The 18,288-nt window shown below is 72.2% G+C and carries 19 protein-coding genes, 1 tRNA gene and 1 other RNA gene; 1 reads left to right on the forward strand and 20 read right to left on the reverse strand.

Translation table 11 applies throughout. The annotated features are described in order from the left end of the window. Nucleotides 1-27 precede the first annotated feature (27 nt). The 9 genes from ACZ4WV_RS21040 to ffs all read right to left on the reverse strand — a co-directional run bounded on the left by ACZ4WV_RS21040 (nt 28) and on the right by ffs (nt 9,276). Nucleotides 28-1,191: a hypothetical protein gene (locus tag ACZ4WV_RS21040; protein ID WP_465748844.1), complete on the reverse strand. Its 1,164-nt coding sequence runs from the start codon at nt 1,189-1,191 to the stop codon at nt 28-30. Next, complete coding sequence (locus ACZ4WV_RS21045) at nt 1,184-1,729, reverse strand: SigE family RNA polymerase sigma factor (protein ID WP_465748846.1); 546 nt, start codon at nt 1,727-1,729, stop codon at nt 1,184-1,186. Before ACZ4WV_RS21045 ends, ACZ4WV_RS21040 begins: the two co-directional genes overlap by 8 nt. Nucleotides 1,730-2,063: 334 nt before the next feature. Further along, a complete protein-coding gene (locus tag ACZ4WV_RS21050; RefSeq protein ID WP_465748848.1) occupies nt 2,064-3,149 on the reverse strand; it encodes an aspartate-semialdehyde dehydrogenase in 1,086 nt (361 codons plus the stop codon). A gap of 60 nt (nt 3,150-3,209) precedes the next feature. Beyond that, nucleotides 3,210-4,490 carry an aspartate kinase gene (locus tag ACZ4WV_RS21055; RefSeq protein WP_465748850.1) on the reverse strand — a complete coding sequence of 427 codons (1,281 nt, stop codon included), beginning with the start codon at nt 4,488-4,490 and terminating at the stop codon, nt 3,210-3,212. A 421-nt stretch (nt 4,491-4,911) separates the two neighbouring features. Next, nucleotides 4,912-5,628, reverse strand: a complete 717-nt coding sequence (locus ACZ4WV_RS21060; RefSeq protein ID WP_465748852.1) for a DUF5063 domain-containing protein — start codon at nt 5,626-5,628, stop codon at nt 4,912-4,914. Beyond that, nucleotides 5,621-6,220, reverse strand: a complete 600-nt coding sequence (recR, locus tag ACZ4WV_RS21065) for a recombination mediator RecR (RefSeq protein ID WP_350742436.1) — start codon at nt 6,218-6,220, stop codon at nt 5,621-5,623. Before recR ends, ACZ4WV_RS21060 begins: the two co-directional genes overlap by 8 nt. A 277-nt stretch (nt 6,221-6,497) precedes the next feature. Next, nucleotides 6,498-6,839 (reverse strand): YbaB/EbfC family nucleoid-associated protein, encoded by a 342-nt coding sequence (locus ACZ4WV_RS21070; RefSeq protein ID WP_465748855.1) that lies wholly within the window; start codon nt 6,837-6,839, stop codon nt 6,498-6,500. A gap of 72 nt (nt 6,840-6,911) precedes the next feature. Continuing rightward, on the reverse strand, nt 6,912-9,101 hold the full coding sequence (locus tag ACZ4WV_RS21075; protein WP_465748857.1) for a DNA polymerase III subunit gamma and tau: 2,190 nt from the start codon (nt 9,099-9,101) through the stop codon (nt 6,912-6,914). A gap of 78 nt (nt 9,102-9,179) precedes the next feature. Beyond that, an RNA gene (gene ffs / locus ACZ4WV_RS21080) (signal recognition particle sRNA small type) lies at nt 9,180-9,276 on the reverse strand. Between the two features lie 108 nt (nt 9,277-9,384). On the opposite strand from ffs, the gene ACZ4WV_RS21085 reads away from it, so the two are divergent. Further along, nucleotides 9,385-9,469, forward strand: a tRNA-Ser gene (locus ACZ4WV_RS21085). 80 nt (nt 9,470-9,549) lie between these two features. Here ACZ4WV_RS21085 and ACZ4WV_RS21090 read toward each other — a convergent pair. From ACZ4WV_RS21090 to ACZ4WV_RS21140, 11 genes are all read right to left on the reverse strand, one after another. Further along, entirely contained in the window at nt 9,550-10,809 is a 1,260-nt protein-coding gene (locus ACZ4WV_RS21090; protein ID WP_465748859.1) for a tyrosine-type recombinase/integrase, read from the reverse strand. A gap of 12 nt (nt 10,810-10,821) precedes the next feature. Then, entirely contained in the window at nt 10,822-11,055 is a 234-nt protein-coding gene (locus tag ACZ4WV_RS21095) for a helix-turn-helix domain-containing protein (protein WP_465748861.1), read from the reverse strand. Between the two features lie 437 nt (nt 11,056-11,492). Continuing rightward, a complete protein-coding gene (locus tag ACZ4WV_RS21100; protein WP_465748863.1) occupies nt 11,493-12,968 on the reverse strand; it encodes an ATP-binding protein in 1,476 nt (491 codons plus the stop codon). Nucleotides 12,969-12,970: 2 nt separating this feature from the next. Next, on the reverse strand, nt 12,971-13,825 hold the full coding sequence (locus ACZ4WV_RS21105; RefSeq protein WP_465748865.1) for a bifunctional DNA primase/polymerase: 855 nt from the start codon (nt 13,823-13,825) through the stop codon (nt 12,971-12,973). Nucleotides 13,826-13,926: 101 nt separating this feature from the next. Next, nucleotides 13,927-14,565 carry a GGDEF domain-containing protein gene (locus ACZ4WV_RS21110; RefSeq protein WP_465748867.1) on the reverse strand — a complete coding sequence of 213 codons (639 nt, stop codon included), beginning with the start codon at nt 14,563-14,565 and terminating at the stop codon, nt 13,927-13,929. An 87-nt stretch (nt 14,566-14,652) separates the two neighbouring features. Beyond that, nucleotides 14,653-14,844 carry a hypothetical protein gene (locus tag ACZ4WV_RS21115; protein ID WP_465748868.1) on the reverse strand — a complete coding sequence of 64 codons (192 nt, stop codon included), beginning with the start codon at nt 14,842-14,844 and terminating at the stop codon, nt 14,653-14,655. A gap of 15 nt (nt 14,845-14,859) precedes the next feature. Further along, nucleotides 14,860-15,141, reverse strand: coding sequence for a hypothetical protein (locus tag ACZ4WV_RS21120; protein ID WP_465748870.1), 282 nt, complete (start codon nt 15,139-15,141; stop codon nt 14,860-14,862). Further along, nucleotides 15,138-15,350 (reverse strand): hypothetical protein, encoded by a 213-nt coding sequence (locus ACZ4WV_RS21125; protein WP_465748872.1) that lies wholly within the window; start codon nt 15,348-15,350, stop codon nt 15,138-15,140. Before ACZ4WV_RS21125 ends, ACZ4WV_RS21120 begins: the two co-directional genes overlap by 4 nt. A 14-nt stretch (nt 15,351-15,364) precedes the next feature. Continuing rightward, the gene (locus ACZ4WV_RS21130) at nt 15,365-15,553 is read right to left on the reverse strand and encodes a hypothetical protein (protein ID WP_465748874.1); all 189 of its coding nucleotides are present in this window, start codon (nt 15,551-15,553) and stop codon (nt 15,365-15,367) included. 38 nt (nt 15,554-15,591) lie between these two features. Next, nucleotides 15,592-15,846, reverse strand: coding sequence for a hypothetical protein (locus ACZ4WV_RS21135; RefSeq protein WP_465748876.1), 255 nt, complete (start codon nt 15,844-15,846; stop codon nt 15,592-15,594). A gap of 149 nt (nt 15,847-15,995) precedes the next feature. Continuing rightward, nucleotides 15,996-18,191: a cell division protein FtsK gene (locus tag ACZ4WV_RS21140; RefSeq protein ID WP_465748878.1), complete on the reverse strand. Its 2,196-nt coding sequence runs from the start codon at nt 18,189-18,191 to the stop codon at nt 15,996-15,998. Nucleotides 18,192-18,288 lie beyond the last annotated feature (97 nt).

Below are 18,288 nucleotides of genomic sequence, written 5' to 3' on the forward strand. Positions count from 1 at the left end.
CGCGCCGCCGACGCCCCAGCACCCCGCTCAACCCCCCGTCGGCGTCCCCGACGGCTGGGCGGCCGGTCCGCCCACGGGCTGCACCCCGCCCCGGTACAGCGTGCCCCCGCAGGAGACCGGCAGCGAGGCGGTCGCGACCGCCGGGCTGCCCGGGGCCGGGGTGTGGGCGATGGTCGCGGTGGCCGGGCCGGTGGTGGGGTCGCCGGTCGGGGTGGCGGTCGGGCTGGACGCCGAGGTGGCGCCGGAGGTGGGTGTGGAGCTGGCCCTCGGGTTGGCGCTGGGTGCCACCGAGGCGCCGGCGGCGGGGGCGCCCGAAGCCGCGGCGGGGGCCTGGCTGGTCAGGCCCGCCTGGTTGGAGGTGGGTGCGCTGGTCGCGGTGCCGCCGGTGCCGGAGCCGCAGCCCTGGTCGGGGATCCACACGAACGACACCCGGTACCCGGCTTGCGGCGCCAGCACCGGCGGCTCGGTGTCCATCGCGGGCAGGCTGCCCGCCGGATCGCCCGCGGTGTGGTCGGCCGTACGGACGCGGCTGCGGTCGGTGCCGCTGACCTCGGTGACGGCCACGGCGCCGGGGCCGCCGAGGCGGCAGCTGCGTCCGGAGACGTTGTAGACCGTGAAGGAGCCGTAGATCCGGCCCTGCGCGTCGGTCGCGCCGACTTGTGCGGTGCCCTGTCCGAGGTCCGTCCGGGTGCACAGCGGGATGATCCCGCCGTCGCCGGTGCCGCCGGCCCCGGTGGGGTTGGTGGTGCCGGCCCTGGTGGTGTCGGTACCGGGAACGGACGACGTGGAGGTGGTGCCCGGGGAGGGCGCGGTGCCTCCGGAGCCGCTCTGGCCGGTGCGCGCGGCAGCGCCGGTGCCGGGGATCACGCCGGTCGTCCTGCCGCCGGAGGCCGTGGGGGCCGGGCTCTGCACCTCGGCCGAGCCGGGCCCGCCGGAGAGTCCGAGGTGGTCCCCCTCGTGCACGAGAGGCAGAGCGATCGCGACGGCCAGCGCGAGCGCCGCCGCACCGGTCCAGGCCCCGCGCCGGGCGGCCCGGCGCCGGGGGACGGCCCGGCGGATCCTGGGCAGGGCGGCGGCCTGGGGTTGGATCCCGGACACGGCGTGGTGCATCAGCTCACGCACCGCCCGTTCCTCGGCGGAGAGCCCCGGGAACTCGTCGTCCCCGGGCCGCTGCCAGGCGCCGTCAGCCATGTCCGGCCTCCATCTGGATCCGGAGGGCGGCGAGTCCGCGGGATCCGTAGGCCTTCACCGAACCGAGCGAGATGCCCAGGGTGTCTGCGACCTGCGCCTCCGTCATGTCCACGAAGTAACGGAGCACCAGAACCTCCCGCTGACGGCGTTGCAGACCACGGAGCGCGGCCTTCAGCTGGTCGCGCTCCAGGGCATCGTAGGCACCTTCTTCTGCACTGGCCATGTCAGGCATCGGCTTGGGCAGCAGTCGCAGGCCGAGGATCCGGCGTCGCAGCGTGGAACGCGACAGGTTCACCACCGTCTGCCGCAGGTAGGCCAGGGTCTTCTCGGGTTCGCGCACCCGGCGCCGGGCGGCGTGCACCCGGATGAAGGCCTCCTGGACGACGTCCTCGCAGGTGGAGAGGTCGTCCAGGAGCAGCGCGGCAAGCCGCAGCAGCGAGCGGTAGTGCGCCTGGTAGGTCTCGGTGAGCAGGTCCTCGCTGGTACCCGCGTCGGTACCGGCACCGGAGTCCGCCGCACCGGGTGCGGCCGCCGTCATCTGGTCGTCTTCCGGCCTACTCGAAGACCAGGGGGCGCGCGACGGGAAGGCCACCGCGGCTCTCGCCGGAATGCCCGTCCTTGCCCCCACCATCACGTTCGCCACGCCCGTTGGACACTCGATCCCCTGTCATGGTTGCCCATCCCGGGGGCCATTCTTCCGCATCGGCGGAAGGGGCCTCCAGGGGATTCCCCCGGGATTCCGGACGGATTGTGTCGAGGAGCGGACACAGGTCCGGACATCCACGGGCACAAGGGGCCCTCAGATCACCGGGCCACGGGGCCCGTTCCGCCCCTGCCGTCACTCATCGGCCGCCGGTTCGCCGGTCGCCGACTCACTGGTCGGCCGGCTCATCGGCCGACGGCTCGCCGGTCGCCAGCTCGGCGGCCACCAGCTCGGCGATCTGCAGCAGGTTCAGCGCGGCGCCCTTGCGCAGGTTGTCGCCGCAGAGGAAGAGGTCCAGCGCGTCCGGCTCGTCCAGCGCCCGGCGCACCCGGCCGACCCAGACCGGGTCGGTGCCGACCACGTCGTTCGGCGTCGGGAACTCCCCGGCCGCCGGGTCGTCGTAGAGCACCACGCCGGGGGTCTCACGCAGGATGTCCTGCGCATGCGCCTGGCTGACCTCGCGTTCGAACCGCGCGTGCACGGCGAGCGCGTGGGTGCGGACCACCGGGACGCGGACGCAGGTCGCGGAGACCTTCAGGGCCGGCAGGCCGAGGATCTTGCGGGCCTCGTCGCGCAGGCCGAGCTCCTGGGCGGCCCAACCGCCCTCGCACAGGCCGCCGGTCCAGGGCACCGCGTTGAGGGCGAGCGGGGCGGCGAACGGCCCGTCGTCGGCGATCACCACCCGCAGGTCGCCGGTCTGCCGGCCGACCTCGGTGCCGGCCACCAGCGCGATCTGCTCGCGCAGCGCCGCGACGCCTCCGCGGCCCTCACCGCTGGCCGCCTGGTAGGTGGCGACGACCAGCTGCTCCAGCCCGTACTCGGCGTGCAGCGCGCCGACCGCCGCGACCAGCGCGAGCGTCGTGCCGGCCGGGCTGGCCACGATGCCGCGCGGACGGATCCGCAGCGCGGCCGCGTTGACCTCGGGAACGACCAGCGGCACGTCCCCGGTGGTGCGGAAGGCGGCCGAGTCGTCGACCACCACGACGCCCTTGGCCGCCGCGATCGGCGCCCACTGGGCGGAGACCCGGTCGGGGACGGCGAACACGGCGACGTCTATCCCGGCGAAGGCCTCCTCCGTCAGCGGGACCACCGCGACCGCCTCCCCGCGGACGACCGGCGCACGGCCGGCCGAGCGGGGAGAGGCGACGAGCCGGACCTCGCCCCAGACGTCCTGACGGAGGGAGAGCAGGCCGAGCAGCACCTCGCCGACCGCGCCGGTGGCGCCGACGACGGCCAGGTTCGGACGCCGGGTCATCGCCCGGTGTCCTCGTCCGGCTTCCGGGTCACCGCCCGCGACCCCCGTCCGGCTTCCGGGTCATCGCCCGGTGCCGCCGTAGACGACCGCCTCGTCCGTCTCGCTGTCCAGCCCGAAGGCGCTGTGCACGGCGCGGACCGCCTCCGGGACGTCCTCGGCGCGGGTGACCACCGAGATGCGGATCTCCGAGGTGGAGATCAGCTCGATGTTCACGCCCGCGGCGGAGAGCGCCTCGAAGAAGGTCGCGGTGACACCCGGGTTGGAGCGCATGCCGGCGCCGACCAGCGAGATCTTGCCGATCGCGTCGTCGTAGCGCAGCGACTCGTAGCCGATGCCCTCCTTGACCCGGCCGAGCGCGTCGATGGCCTTCTGGCCCTCCGCCTTGGGCAGGGTGAAGGAGATGTCGGTCAGGCCGGTCGACGCGGCGGAGACGTTCTGCACCACCATGTCGATGTTGACCTCGGCGTCGGCGATGGCACGGAAGATGCGCGCCGCCTCGCCCGGCTTGTCGGGCACGCCGACGACCGTGACCTTGGCCTCGGAGGTGTCGTGGGCGACTCCGGAGATGATGGCCTGCTCCATCTCGCCCCCTTCGGGCTTGTTCGGGTTGTCGTTGCTGACGATCGTCCCGGGGAGACCCGAGAAGGACGAGCGTACGTGAATCGGGATGTTGTAGCGGCGCGCGTACTCCACACAGCGGTCGAGCAGCACCTTGGAACCGGACGAGGCCAGCTCCAGCATGTCCTCGTACGCGATCCAGTCGATCTTGCGGGCCTTCTTCACCACGCGCGGGTCGGCGGTGAACACGCCGTCCACGTCGGTGTAGATCTCGCAGACCTCGGCCTTGAGCGCCGCCGCGAGGGCGACGGCGGTGGTGTCCGAGCCGCCCCGGCCCAGCGTGGTGATGTCCTTGCTGGTCTGGGACACGCCCTGGAAGCCGGCCACGATCGCGATGTTGCCCTCGTCCAGGGCGGTGCGGATGCGCCCCGGCGTGACGTCGATGATGCGCGCCTTGTTGTGGACGGAGTCGGTGATGACACCGGCCTGGCTGCCCGTGAAGGACTGGGCCTCGTGACCCAGGGATTTGATCGCCATGGCCAGCAGCGCCATGGAGATGCGCTCTCCAGCCGTCAGCAGCATGTCGAACTCACGGCCGGCAGGAAGCGGTGACACCTGCTCCGCGAGTTCGATGAGCTCGTCCGTCGTGTCGCCCATCGCGGACACCACGACGACGACCTCATGGCCGGCCTTCTTGGCGTCAACGATTCGACGGGCCACGCGCTTGATGCCCTCGGCATCCGCAACGGATGAGCCGCCGTACTTCTGCACGACAAGGCCCACGTGCGCTCCTCGACTTGGGTCGTTTGCGGGGGCGGAAGGCCCCCGTACCCCCTGGGGTGGAAGGGGGATGCGGTCGGCGTCAGTCTACCGAGGAGGGGTCCCGCAACTGCCGGTTTCCATATGATGAGACGCCCGTTTCAGCACGTGAGCGGCGCCGCGGGGGCCGTCACCGGCAGGTCTGCGGGGTATTCGGCGCCATTGCGGAGAATCGCCGGAGGAACGGACGCCGCCTCGGCCGGATTTCTTTTCCGGGGCGGGCTGCTGAGTTCTCCGTCACACGTTCACGGACGGCTGCTTGAGGCACCGCCGTCCGGTGCGCCCGCCCGCCGTAGCACCGCCCGGCGCACCGCCCAGCGTGCACCCCCGGGTGCGCCGCTGAACGTCTACCACTACCGCGCTACCGCTACCGCTACCGCTACCGCTACCGCCCGAGACCGAGCTCGGCCGCCATCAGGTCGCCCGCCTGCTTCTCCAGCTGCTCGTCGGTGAGCCCGTCGTCGTCGGTGTCCGCACCGTCCGGCGCGGCTCCGATCGGGCTGTCCAGCCGGACGTGGGCGATCAGCGACTGCAGCGCCCGCAGCACCGCCGTGCAGGTCGTGCCCCAGTTGGACAGGTACGAGAACTGCCACCACCACAGCGCCTCGCTGACCCGGCCCTCGCGGTAGTGGGTCAGGCCGTGCTGGAGTTCGCCGACCACGCCGGCCAGGTCGTCCGAGATCCGGAAGGCGTTCGGCTTCTCCGGCGGCCCGTATGGGTCGAAGACCTCGTGGTAGACGTCGATCGGCGCGAGCAGCTCGGCGAGGCGCTCGCGCAGCTGCTCGCCGTCCGGCTCCGGCCCGGTATCGGGCTCGAAGCGGTCGTCAGGGACGACGTCCTCGATGGCGCCCAGCCGGCCACCGGTCAGCAGCAGCTGGGAGACCTCCAGGAGCAGCAGCGAGACCGCGCTGCCCGGTTCGTCACCCTTGGCGACCTCGGTGACGGCCAGCACGAAGCTCTCCACCGAGTCGGCGATCTGCACGGCGAAGTCGTCCGGCTCCGAGCCGTGACCGTGGACGTGCGGGGCGTGGGCCTGCGGGGCGTGCGGGGCGTGGTTCGAGGGCTCCCCGTGGGGCTGCTGGGTGGTGGTCCGGTCAGACATCGAGCAGTCGTCTCCCTTCGAAGGCGCGGCCGAGGGTCACCTCGTCCGCGTACTCCAGGTCCCCGCCGACGGGCAGTCCGCTCGCCAGGCGGGTCACCTTCAGGCCCATCGGCTTGCAGAGCCGGGCCAGATAGGTGGCGGTCGCCTCCCCCTCCAGGTTGGGGTCGGTGGCCAGGATCAGCTCGGTGACGGTGCCGTCCGCGAGGCGCGAGAGCAGCTCACGGATGCGCAGGTCGTCCGGGCCGACGCCCTCGATGGGGCTGATCGCGCCGCCCAGCACGTGGTAGCGGCCGCGGAACTCACGGGTGCGCTCGATGGCGACGACGTCCTTCGGCTCCTCGACCACGCAGATGACGCTGAGGTCGCGGCGCGGGTCCAGGCAGACCCGGCACTGCTCGGCCTCCGCGACATTGCCGCAGACCGCGCAGAAGCGGACCTTGTCCTTGACCTCCAGCAGCGCGTGCGCGAGGCGGCGCACGTCCGTCGGGTCGGCCTGCAGCACGTGGAAGGCGATCCGCTGGGCGCTCTTGGGCCCGACGCCGGGCAGCCTGCCCAGTTCGTCGATCAGGTCCTGAACCACGCCCTCGTACACGTCGCGCCTTCCCTCTGATGGTCGATGGTGCTCCGGTGCCATCATCCAACGAATCGGGCGCCGGACACACCGCCCGACGCCCGACTCCCACAGAAATCACATGGGCCCGTCGTATGAACTACAGACTGTTTGCTTGACAGACCGGGTCTTGACGCGGGCCGTGACCTGCGGCTTCTTCCGCCGCCCGGCCTGCGTTCCGGCGACCCGACCTACGTTCCGGGCCGCTCCGGCAGGTGGACCGGCCGCTCCCGCCGGCGTTCCGGTCGCGTCGGTCGCGTCAGAACGGAAGACCGGGGATGCCGCCGCCGCCCAGCCCCTGGGTGAGCGGGCCCATCCGCTCGGCCTGCATCTTTTGCGCAGCCTGGTTGGCGTCCCGGACGGCCGCCAGGATCAGGTCGGCCAGGGTCTCGGTGTCCTCCGGGTCGACGGCGTCCGGGGCGATGGTCAGTGCCACCAGCTCGCCGGAGCCCGTCACCGTGGCCTCGACCAGACCGCCGCCCGCCGTGCCGTTCACCTTCGCCTCGGCCAGCTCCTGCTGGGCCTTGGCGAGCTCCTCCTGCATCTTCTGCGCCTGCTTGAGCAACTGCTGCATGTTGGGCTGACCGCCACCGGGGAACACGGCTCACTCCTTGCTGTCACGCGGTTCGTCGTTCGTCGCCGCCGAGCCTACGTCCTCGCCCGGAGGCCGGGGTCAGTTGCCGCGGTGGCGGATCTCCTCCAGCACCGTGGCGCCCAGCTCCCGAATGATCAACTCCTGGCCGGAAAACGCCTCCTCGTTGAGGTCGGGGTCGTCCTCCTCCGGGATGTCGTCCTCCGGGGCCACCGACTGCACCGGACGGGCCTGCGGTACCGCCGCGGACGGCGGAGCCTGAACCGGCGCGGGAGCCGGCGCCTGGGGCCGCGGCTGCACCGGCGCGGGGGCCGCTGGAGCCGTGGGGGCCTGCTGGACCGGTGCCGGGGCGGGGGCGGCCATCGGCGGCGCGGCGGCCGGACGGGCCGGGGCCCCCCACCCCCCACCGGCCGGAGCAGCGCCCGGGGCCGCGCCGGCACCGCCGGCACCCCCGCCACCGCCCGACGGGTCCACGATGCACTCGATCCGCCAGTCCACACCCAGCGCGTCCGCCAGCGCCTGGCGCAGCACGTCGTCGCTGTTGCTGCCGACGAAGCTGTCCCGGGCACCGGCGTTGATGAAGGACACCTGGAGCACGTTGCCGTCGAACCCGGCCACCTGGCCGTTCTGGCTGAGCAGGATCCAGGTGAAGCGGCGGCGGTTCTTCACCGCCTCCAGGATCTGCGGCCACAGCTGCCGAACCTGCGCGGCGCCCTGCTGCGCGGCCGGGGACGGCTGCCCGCCGGCGGCGGGCGCGGGTGCCGGTGCCGGTGCCGCGACGGGCGGGGGTGCCGGCGCCGGGGCAGACGTCGGAGCCGGAGCCGCGGCCGCCGGCGGCTGCGGTGCGGGGGGCGCGGCAGGAGCCGGAGCGGCCCCGGCGGGCTGGAAGCTGCGCGGGATCGGCCAGGCGCCCGGCGTGGGGCCGGCGGGAGCCGCAGGCTGCGGAGCCGGCGGCACGGGCGTGGCCTGTGCCGGGGCTGCTTGAGGCACCGACTCCGGAGCGGGGGCCGGCGCCGGGCTCGGGGCCGACGGGGTCAGCGCTCCCGCCGGAGCAGCCGGAGCGATCGGGGCAGCCATCGGCGCCGCCCCCGCACTCGCGGCGAACCCGCCCGCCGCCGCCCGCCGCTCCAACTTGTCCAGCCGCGCCTGCAGCGACAGCTCGTCGCTGTACGCGCCCGGCAGCATCACCCGGGCACAGATCAGCTCCAGCTGCAGCCGGGGCGCCGCATTGCCGCGCATCTCGGTCAGCCCGGTGTTGACGATGTCCGCCGCCCGGCTCAGCTCGGCCGCGCCGAACGCGTCCGCCTGCGCCTGCATCACCGCGACCCGGTCCGCCGGGGCGTCGATCAGCCCCTTCTCACCGGCGTCCGGCACCGTGGCGAGGATCACCAGGTCGCGCAGCCGCTCCAGCAGGTCTGTGACGAAGCGCCGCGGGTCGTGGCCGCCCTCGACCACCCGGTCGATCACCTGGAACACCGTGGCCCCGTCGTGCGCGGCGAAGGCGTCCACCACCTCGTCCAGCAGCGCGGAGTCCGTGTACCCGAGCAGCGCGGTCGCCATCTGGTACGTGACGCCCTCCGCCCCGGCGCCGGCCAGCAGCTGGTCCATGACCGACATCGAGTCACGCACCGAGCCCGCCCCGGCCCGAACCACCAGCGGGAACACCGAGTCCTCGACCTGGATGTCCTCGCGGCGGCAGACGTCCGCCAGGTAGTCGCGCAGCGTGCCGGGCGGGACCAGCCGGAACGGATAGTGGTGGGTACGGGACCGGATCGTCCCGATCACCTTCTCCGGCTCGGTCGTCGCGAAGATGAACTTGAGGTGCTCCGGCGGCTCCTCGACCACCTTGAGCAGCGCGTTGAACCCGGCCGAGGTCACCATGTGGGCCTCGTCCAGGATGAAGATCTTGTACCGGCTGTGCACCGGCGCGAAGAACGCCCGCTCACGCAGCTCACGCGCGTCGTCCACACCACCGTGCGAGGCCGCGTCGATCTCGATCACGTCGATCGATCCGGGCCCGCCGGTCGCGAGGTCCCGACAGGACTGGCACTCCCCGCAGGGCGTCGGCGTCGGCCCCTGTTCACAGTTCAGACAGCGGGCCAGGATGCGCGCGCTCGTCGTCTTGCCACAACCGCGCGGCCCGCTGAACAGGTACGCGTGGTTGACCCTGTTGTTGCGCAGGGCCTGCTGGAGCGGAGCGGTCACGTGCTCCTGACCGATGACCTCCACGAAGGTCTCGGGGCGATAGCGGCGGTACAGGGCTAGGGACACACCACCGACGATATCGGGACGGACCGACAAACGCGTCGCCCCTTCACTCCCCGTCCCCGCCGCACCCCTTCCCAGGAACGCAAAGACCCCCCGTGCACCCGCCAGAGCCCTCCTACCCTTGCTGCCTTCCGGCCCTGGGGGGGTTCAGAGAGATAACGCCACACGAGGGGCTGACCCCCACACTACCGGATCCCAGCCCCAACGATCCACAGGCCACCCCCACCCTCCCGCCTGCGGGATAGCTGGTCGCGAGCACCCCGAAACATGTACTAAGCTCTCCCACGGAGGATTCGCCTAGAGGCCTAGGGCGCACGCTTGGAAAGCGTGTTGGGGGCAACCCCTCACGAGTTCGAATCTCGTATCCTCCGCCTTCGCCCACCAGGGCAAACGAAAGGCCCCGACCGGGTTCCGGTCGGGGCCTTCGTTGTTCGCAGTCTCGTCTGCAGTCTCAACGCTCCTGTTCAGGAGACTCCGGGCTACCTTCGTTCGCACCCTTGGCCACCTGCCAGATGAGTCCGCCCACGCGCTTGGCGACGTCCTTGAGGATGCCGCTCGTCACGTGCTGGTAGCGCGCGGCCATCGCCGTGGACGACCACCCCATGATCTGCATGACCACGCGCTCCGGGACGCCGAGAATCAGCAGCACCGTGGCGGCGGTGTGCCGGGCGTCGTGCAGTCGACCGTCCCGAACCTTGGCGTCGGAGAGCAGGCGCTTCCACGTGTCGTAGTCGGTGCTCGGCACCAACGGCCATCCGAAGGGGGAGGTGAAGACGTATCCGCTGTCGTTCCACTCCTGCCCGGCCCGGCGGCGGTCGCGCTCCTGCTCCTCCCGGTGCAGCTCCAGCAGCCGGATCAGTTCGTCCGGCAAACCGATGACCCGGCGGCCTGCCTTCGACTTGGTGTTCGCGGTGTCCTCATTCCGCCGCAGCCGCTGCTTGCAGTAGCCGGGCTTCCGACCGCAATCGCCTCCACAGCCGTGCTTGTACTTCGGCCGGAGACGGTTCTTCCGGACGCGCAAAGTGCCGGTGGTGAGGTCCACGTCCACCCAGCGCAGGCCCAGGGCCTCCCCCTGCCGGAGCCCGAGGGCGAGGGCGATGGACCACCGGGTGCTGTTGGGCAGCTTGGTAGCCGCGGCAAGCAGTCGCTGCACCTCCTCAATGTCGTAGGGCTCCACCTCCTCTTCCTCGATCCGAGGCGGCACGGCAAGGGACGCCACGTTCCGGGTGACGTGGCCGCGCCGGAGCGCGTGGTTGAGCGCGGTGTGAACCGTGCGATGGACCTGGTGGACGGTGGCAGGCTTGCTGCCCTTGGACCGCATCTTCGTGTAGAAGCGTTCCAGGTGCTCCGGTTCCAGCTTGTCGAGTCGGTGCGCGCCGACCCCGGGGATCAGGTGGACCCGGACAGCCACCTCGTAGCCGCTGTAGGTGGTGTCCCGAACAGACGGCTTGGCGATCTCCTCAACCCAGTGCAGGAGCCACGCCTTCAACGTCCAGGGCTTCCCGGGCTTGCGAACCTTCCCCGCGTCGCGCTGCTTCTCCAACTCGCGGACTTTGCGGATGACTTCGGCCTCACTCACCTTACTCATCACGTGGCGACGGTCGGGCTTGCCGTCGTCGCGAACTCCGACGGTCACACGACCGTGCCAGTAGCCGTCCTTGCCGAAGTAGATGGACGACGTTCCGTCAGGGCGCTTGGCGCGCTTCGTCACAGACACTTCTCCTCAGGCTGCGATGGGGTTGGCGATCTTCCGCATGCGGCTGCGGGTGAACTCGACAACGGCCTCGGCCGGCACGCGCCGGGCCCGGCCGATCGGGATGGTCTCGATCTCTCCGCCCTTGATCAGGGCGTACATGGTGGTGCGGCCGATGCTGAGCCGGCGGGCGGCCTCCTCGACTGTGAGGGCGATAAGGGTGGGGTCGTAGTCGGGGTGGCCCCCGGGAATGGTGACGGTCACTGCGGCAACTCCTTGGCGAAGGGAGCGGGCGGTGGGTTCGTGTCCGAGGTTCGGATTTCTGCGTCATTGCGCCATCAGCGTCATGCGAGCCTCTGACCTGGGGCTTTGCATGACGCAGCGCTCGGGGGTTGCGTCACGGCTGCGACATGGGCTGCGTCATCGCATGACGCAGATGACGCAGGATGACGCAGCGTCCGTCGTCTGCGTCATGGGTATCGGCGCAGGCCACGAGCCGTTTTCCGTCCTGCATGACGCACATGACGCAGCGTCTTCCTACTTAGGAAAAAGAAGGGGCTGTTGTTGTAGTTAGGCGTGCCTTACAGCGTGAGGAAGGAGCCGCTGCGCGGCGCGACCTTTGGCGGCTTCGCCGAACAGCAAGAGGAGCACCCGGGCGGGGCGGAGCCAGGTGCTCTTCTTGCCTGTCCGGGCGGGGCGGATCAGTGCAGCCGTGGCTGTGCGTGCGTGGGCGCGGGGGCCGGGCGGCCCATTTCGAGGTAACGGCCCTCGAACGTGCGACCCGTGTCGATGAGGACACCCCGGGCCGCCAGCGTCGGCTGAAGGCGCTTGAGCCGGTCGGAGAGGACCTTGCCGGTGGTCGGCCAGCCCTTGGGCAGCGAGCGCAGGTCATCGCCGCTGTAGAGGCGGCTGAGCACCTGCAGCCACTCGGTGGAGGTCATGCGCTGCGCCGTGCCCTTGTCGATGGTCTCGGCGTGCTTGAGGACGGTCTGCGCGAGCAGGTCGCCCTCGATGACGTCGTCGTTCAGGTCATTCAGGCTGGCCCGGTAGGTGGCGAGCGCCCGGAAGCCGGTTGCCGCGTCGAGCTGCGCGCACAGGTGGGCGAAGTCCGCCATCCGCAGGTCGGTGGGCGTCTCCGCCTGGGCCGCGCGGACCTTGACCGTGAGGTCGAGCAGGGACCCGAGGACGATCGGCAGGACGTCCGCGTACTCGGCCCACAGCTCCGCCTCGGTGCGGCGGACGCGGGGCCGCTCCAAGCGCAGGGGCAGGAGGCGTTCGGCGAGGTCGGGGCGGATGACGCCGACGTCGATGCCGGTCAGGAGCAGGGGGCGGCGGTAGGCGGAGCGGTGCACGTCCCCGTCGGTGAACAGGGCGCGTTTGACGGACTCGACACCGGTCACGATGCAGCACATGGTGTCGGACAGGTCCGGGGTCATGTGGGAGAGGTTGTCCAGGGCGGTGACCCATCCGGCCGCGACGGCGGCGATCAGGTTGTCTTCGTCCTTCGGGGCCCGGCGCAGGTCACCGCTCATGCCCTCGATGATCCGCACGAGCATCCGGCCGGCCGTGGACTTGCCCGCGCCCTGAGGGCCGGTGAGGAACGGGGCAGGCACGGGAACGCCGGGCCCCAGGCAGCCGATCAGCCACGCGAGGGCCAGGCATTCGGTCTGGGCGTCGGTGAAGTTCGTCAGCCGCAGCAGCAGGTCGATGCCCTTGCCGTCGGTGTCCTTGGCCGGCAGGGGCAGCTCTCCGGTGAGCTGGGTGCGCCTCCAGCAGACCTCACGCGGGTCGGGGACGGTGATGTCCCACCCGGTGGGGTGGATGCGCACGGACAGGCCGTCGGCGCGGCCCAGGTCGAGCCACGTCGCCCCGTCGAACCCGGGGGCCACCCGGATGTGGACGGGCTGCACGTCCTCGGTCAGCGCCAGCGCTTCGATCAGGTCGAGCGCTTCCTTCATGGCAGTCCCGTTGAACACGCCGACTCCGTCCCGGTACAGGCCGACGATGAGTTCCTGGCGGTGGCTGCCCGTCGTGCCCTGGGAACGGATCGGGCGGGCCACGGGGTGGCCGGTGCGCTGCGCGTACACGGTGCCGTCGGCGGTGCGGAAGTACCGGAAGTGCGCTTGGGCGTAGTCGGCGATGATCTCGCGGGCGGGGTTCTTCTCGTCCTCGGCCACGGCTACATCCCCAGCCTGTGGACAGCGTTGGCCCACGCGTCGGCGCAGTGCCGGGCGGATTCACCCTTGGCCTGCGCGGCGGCGAACAGCCGCGCGGCGTGCGCCTCGGTCAGACACCCGCACCGGCCGTGGGTCGAGAGCACCGCGAGGAACGTCGCGAACACCGTGTTGTGTACGGCGCAGGTGGCTTCGGTGATGCGCTGCTCGGCCATGGCGATTCCGCGGTTCAGGTAGGTCGGGGTGCGGTGGGGGCACCGCCCGCCCCCGGCCGGTGCGGGCACGGCTGCGGCCGCCGGCCGGACCGGGGCGGGCGCTTTCACGATCAGGGCACGGACAGCATCCGGCAGGGTGGTGAGGGGGCCGGTGCCGGGGCCGAGCCAGCGGGCGTAGGACATGGACGACTTGATGTCCACGCCGGGCCGCACAGCGTTGGCCGAGGGCATGACGCCCTGGTAGAGCCAGTGCTCACCCCGGGTGGTGCGCACGCTCCGGGTTGCGGGCAGGTTGGCGTGTGCCCACGCGATGGCCTCGGCATTGTCGAAGTCCACGACGGTCAGGTCGGCGCCGCCGGGGTGGTAGGCCACCGCAGCCGCCTGGCGCCACGCCGACGCCCACGCGGGCGCGTTGATGACGGCGGGGTCGGTGGTGGCGGCGGCCCAGCCGTGGCAGGGCGCCGGGCAGTCACAGGGGCCGGGGTGCTTCATGTTCGGCCGGCCGCCGCACGCGTTGCCAATGCAGCGCCGGCAGTTGCCGAACGGCACCTTTCCGGCTCGCAGCGGCAGCACGGGCACGCCGTCGGCCGCCAGGGAGAGAGCGGTGGGCAGGTGCTCCCCCCGAACGTGGGTGGGTTGGGTCATGCTGGGTGGTCTCCTCGTCTCGATCGGGCGGGGACCGGAGCGGCCGGAAGCCTTGGCGGGATGTGCCGGCCGCTCCGGGCAGGGCGGTTGATCCTGTTGGGTCAGGCGGCGGTGCGGGTGCGGCGCCAGCGACGGTCGGCGGTGGCGAGGTCGGTGTCGGGGGTGTGCTGCTGCCATCCGCCACCTGCGCGCTTGGCCTGGTACATGGCGGTGTCGGCGGCGGTGAGGGCGGTTTCGAGGGAGCGGTCGGGCAGGTCGGCGACGCGGGCGAGACCGGCGGAGGCGCCGTAGTGCAGGGTGTGGCCGTGCCAGTGGGCGGGGCGGGCGAACGCGTCGGCGAGGTGGCCCATCCGCACCGTGATCCAGGCGGGTTCGAGGGGGCGGACGATGGCGAACTCGTCGCCGCCGAGGCGGGCGGCGACGCCGTAGTCCCCGGCCCACTCGGTGAGGGTGCGGGCGGCGTGTGTGAGAACGGCGTCGCCCGCGGCGTGGCCGTGGGTGTCGTTGATCTGCTTGAAGCCGTCGAGGTCGATGACGACGACGGCGGTGTCGGGCCGGTGGAGCAGTCGGGTGGCGGCGGTGGTGAAGCCGTCGCGGGTGAGCAGGCTGGTGAGCGGGTCGCGGCGAGCGCGCTCCAGGCGGCGGCGCATGAGGGTGGCGTGCGCGCCCCACGCGGCCAGCGGGAGCACGGCGGCGGCGATCGTGCGAAGGCGCTGCGGAGCGAGGCGGTTGGGGTCCATGCTGGTGACTCCTGATTCGGTTGTGCCGGTTCAGGGACCCGGGGCGGCCGAAGCTTGCAGGCGGGCCGCCCCGGGCTTTTGCTGTTGTCAGTCCTCGTCGGGGCCGCAGACGCAGTTCTCGGGGGCGGCGCCCTGACCGATCTGGCAGGCGCAGTACACGAACCCGAGCGTGGTCTCGATGGGGGCACCGCCGGTGCAGCGGTCGCACTCGCCCGGGGCCCAGTCCTCGATGTCCTCGTTGGCGTACTCGTCGGGGTCGTAGTCGTCGTAGTCGTACACGGGCGTGCCTTCCGGTCAGGCGGCGCGGCGCGCGCGGGTGGCGGGGAACTGGTGGACGGTGGCGAGGTGGACGGGCTGCTCGGCGGCCGGGGCCGGGGCGCCCTCGCCGCCGTCCGGCGGGGCCGTGTCCGTGGTGGTCGTGCGGGCGGCGCGTTCGGCGGCGGACTCGGCCAGCACCTGCATCACGGCGGCGGAATCGGCCTTGGCGCCGCGCTGCGAGATGAGGGCGGCGGCGCCGAGCAGGGCGCCGGGGCCGAAGAGGACGGCGGCGGTGATGGCGTCGGTGGTGGTGCTCACGGGGTACCTCCGGTACGGGCAGCGTGGGCGAGCAGGTCGACCAGGTCGGCGCCGAGCAGCGAGGCGCGCTGCTCGATGGCGCCCCAGGACTGGGGGTCGATGTGCATGAGCGCGGCGAGGGCGGCGGCGGGCCGGTGGTCGGCGGCGGCGGCCAGGGCTTCGCGCAGGTGGACGGCGGCGAGCGGCCGGATTGCGGCGGGGGCGGTCATCGCGGGCGGCCGGGTCAGTGGCTGCTGACGGCGGTCACGAGCGCGCCGAGCATGTCGTTGACGGGCCCGGCCAGGCCGGTGGAGGCGGCGGTGAGGCCGGACAGCCACACGATCAGGGCGGTGCCGACACCGACGCGCTTGGTCCACACGAGGACGATGGTGACGACGCCGGTCACGGCGGCGACCGAGATGGTGACGTTCATGGACGTGTCTCCTGGGGCGGTGGTGGGCGGGCGGTGGGCTAGTTGGTGCCGGCGGACCAGGTGCGGTGGGCGACGTTGTAGAGGTGGCGGCCCACCCGGATGCGCTTGCCGACGCCCCGGCAGCGGCGGCAGTGCTTGCCGCGCTTGGGCTTGCCCTTGCGGTCGGTGGCGAGCTTGAAGCCGAGGCCGCCGCACTTGCGGCAGTCGCCGAACGGGCTGGCGGCGCACAACGCTGCGTAACAGAGCGCGGCGAGCAGGGCGGCGGCTATCGTCGCGAGTATCAGGGGGGTCATGGGTGCCTCCGAGACGGTTTCCAGGGTTCTAGCTGGGCCTTTGCTAGGCGCTAGGTTCCTGATCAGGGCATGTTTGGGTCGCTAGCGGGGTCGCTAGGTCTAGCGAGGGTGCTCGCTAGGCCTAGCGACCGTTCCGGTGCTGCTCGGGGCTATCCGGCGTCGCGCTTCTTGTCACGCCCGGTGACGACCTTGAGGACGTCGGCGCGCTCGACGCCGCGCCGGTTGGCGCCCTTACCGTCCTCGGTGGTGCCCCACACCTGCCCGGTGGTGATGCCGTAGGGCTTGAGCGCGGTGGCGACCTGGTCGGCCTTGGCGCGGCCCGCCAGCTCGCCCCACGGCCCGTACGCGTCGGGGCGGAGTTCGGCGAGGCGGGTCGCGATCACCTCCGACCAGAGCTTCGACTCGTCGGGGCCCATGACGGCGAGGACGTCGGCGAGCAGGTCGTAGGCCGGCGCCGCGGCGGGGGCGGCGTCGGTGCCGCCGGCGGCGTGGCCGGTCAGCAGCCCGGCCTGCTCGCGGGCCTCGCGGCCGCGCTGGGCGATGGCCTCGGCCGCGGGGGCGTCCACGAACACGCTGCGGACGATCTGGGCGTCGGCGCCCTCACCGCCGATGTAGTAGGCGATGCCGCGGTCGGAGCGGGTGAAGGTGGTGGCGCGGACGCCGCGCTTGTAGGCGGAGGTGCCGAGCACCATGTCGTTCTCCGTCTGTCCCATCACCTTGAGGCAGAGCCGCAGGATGGCGTTGGCGCTGATGCCGGTCGGCAGGGACTTGGCGTCGGGGCGCTGGGTGGCCAGCAGCAGCACGATGCCGGTGGCCGGGCCGCGCTTGACGAGGTCGGTGCAGATCTCCTCGAACTCCGCCCCGTACTTGGGGTGTTCGAACCACACCTGGCACTCGTCCGCCCCGACCACGATCGGGTGCAGCTTGAGGGACTTGTTGTCGGCGAGCTTGCTGGTGACCTTCGACTCCGGGCACACGTCCCGGGGCAGGGAGCGGATCACCTTGGTGCGGCGCCGCAGCTCGGCGCGCAGTTCCCGCAGGTCGGCGATGGCGTACTCGATGTCCTCCTCGTCGTCGCCGGCGCGGTGGCGGTAGCTCACCTTGTCGCCGACCGGGTCGAGGTCGCCGGTGCCCTTGAGGTCGTAGGTGTGCAGCTCGGCCCTGGGGTCGAGGGCGGCGATCAGCAGCAGCAGGCGGAGCAGGAACGTCTTGCCCATGCGCGGGACGGCGCCGATGACGCCTGCGATGAACATCAGGGTGACGTTCACCCAGGCGCCGCGCTGGTCGGTGGCAAACGCGACCGGGTCGAACAGGTCGACGGTGCCCTTCTTCGCGAGCGGCCAGGCGGGCTGCTTGGCGGTGGCCATGTCCTGGTCACCGACCCACAGCACCATGCGGCCGGGGTGCTCACCCGGTGCCTGCTCCGGCCACACCGTGCCCAGCGGGCGGCGAAGACCCGAGGCGAGCTGCCCGCGCTTGCCCATCACGTCCGCGACCTCGACGCCGTGGGGCAGCTCGACATCGGCGCGCCAGCCCGGGCCGTCGCGCATGATCGGCGCCGGGAAGGTGATGCCGGAGCCCTTGGACTTCGCGGAGGTGATCCCGCCGATCCCCAGCGACTCCAGCGCCCGCACCACCATGTCGGAGGTGAGCTTGGGTGCCTTGGCCTTGACCACGGCGCGGCCGATGAGCGGCTCATCCGCAGGTGCCCCGGCGACGCCGAGCGCCAGCACCACGGCCGAGGCGAGGGCGAGCAGGGTGGCGGTGCTGGTGAGCACCCACAGCACGATCACGGCCGTGAGCCCAAACACGGAGCCGAGCAGGGAGATCAGGCTCCGGAGTCGCACCCGGTTGTCGCGCTGGCGGGTGAGCTTCAAGTACAGCTCGGCGTCCTCGCGCCGGGCCGCCGCCGCCCGCAGGGGCTGGCCCTCGGCGTCGGAGGCCCACCGGCCCAGGAACGTCAGGGTCCGGGCGGCGCCGCGCGGGGCGCGCATCGCCAGGCGCCCGGCGTAGAGCGGGGTGCGGATCGCGTGGTAGGCGACCGTGTGGCCCGCCTGCCCGGCGGCGTAGGCGAGTTGGGTCTTGAGTTCGGCCGTGGACAGCAGCCACGCGGGGAGGATCGGGCGGCGGGTGCCCTCCCGCACCGGCAGCGGCACGGTGACGGGCTGGTCGACGTAGACGCTTCCGCCGTCCTCGTCGTCGGGGTCGTCCACGGCCGTGGTGGTGGCGGGGCGGCGTTCGGCGCGCGCTTTGTCGAGGTCGACCACGCCGTCCTCGGCCATCTCGGCGGCCAGGCGCGCGAACAGCTCGTTCTCGGCGTCGTCGCCGGGGGTGTGGTGGTTCACTGGGGGCTTCCTTTCTCACTGCTTTGTGGTGCGGAAAGGGGGCCCCGGGGCGGCCGGACGCTGCCAGGCTGAGCGGCCACCCCGGGGTGATGAAAGG

The sequence above is a fragment of the Kitasatospora sp. NPDC029312 genome, from assembly GCF_055569215.1.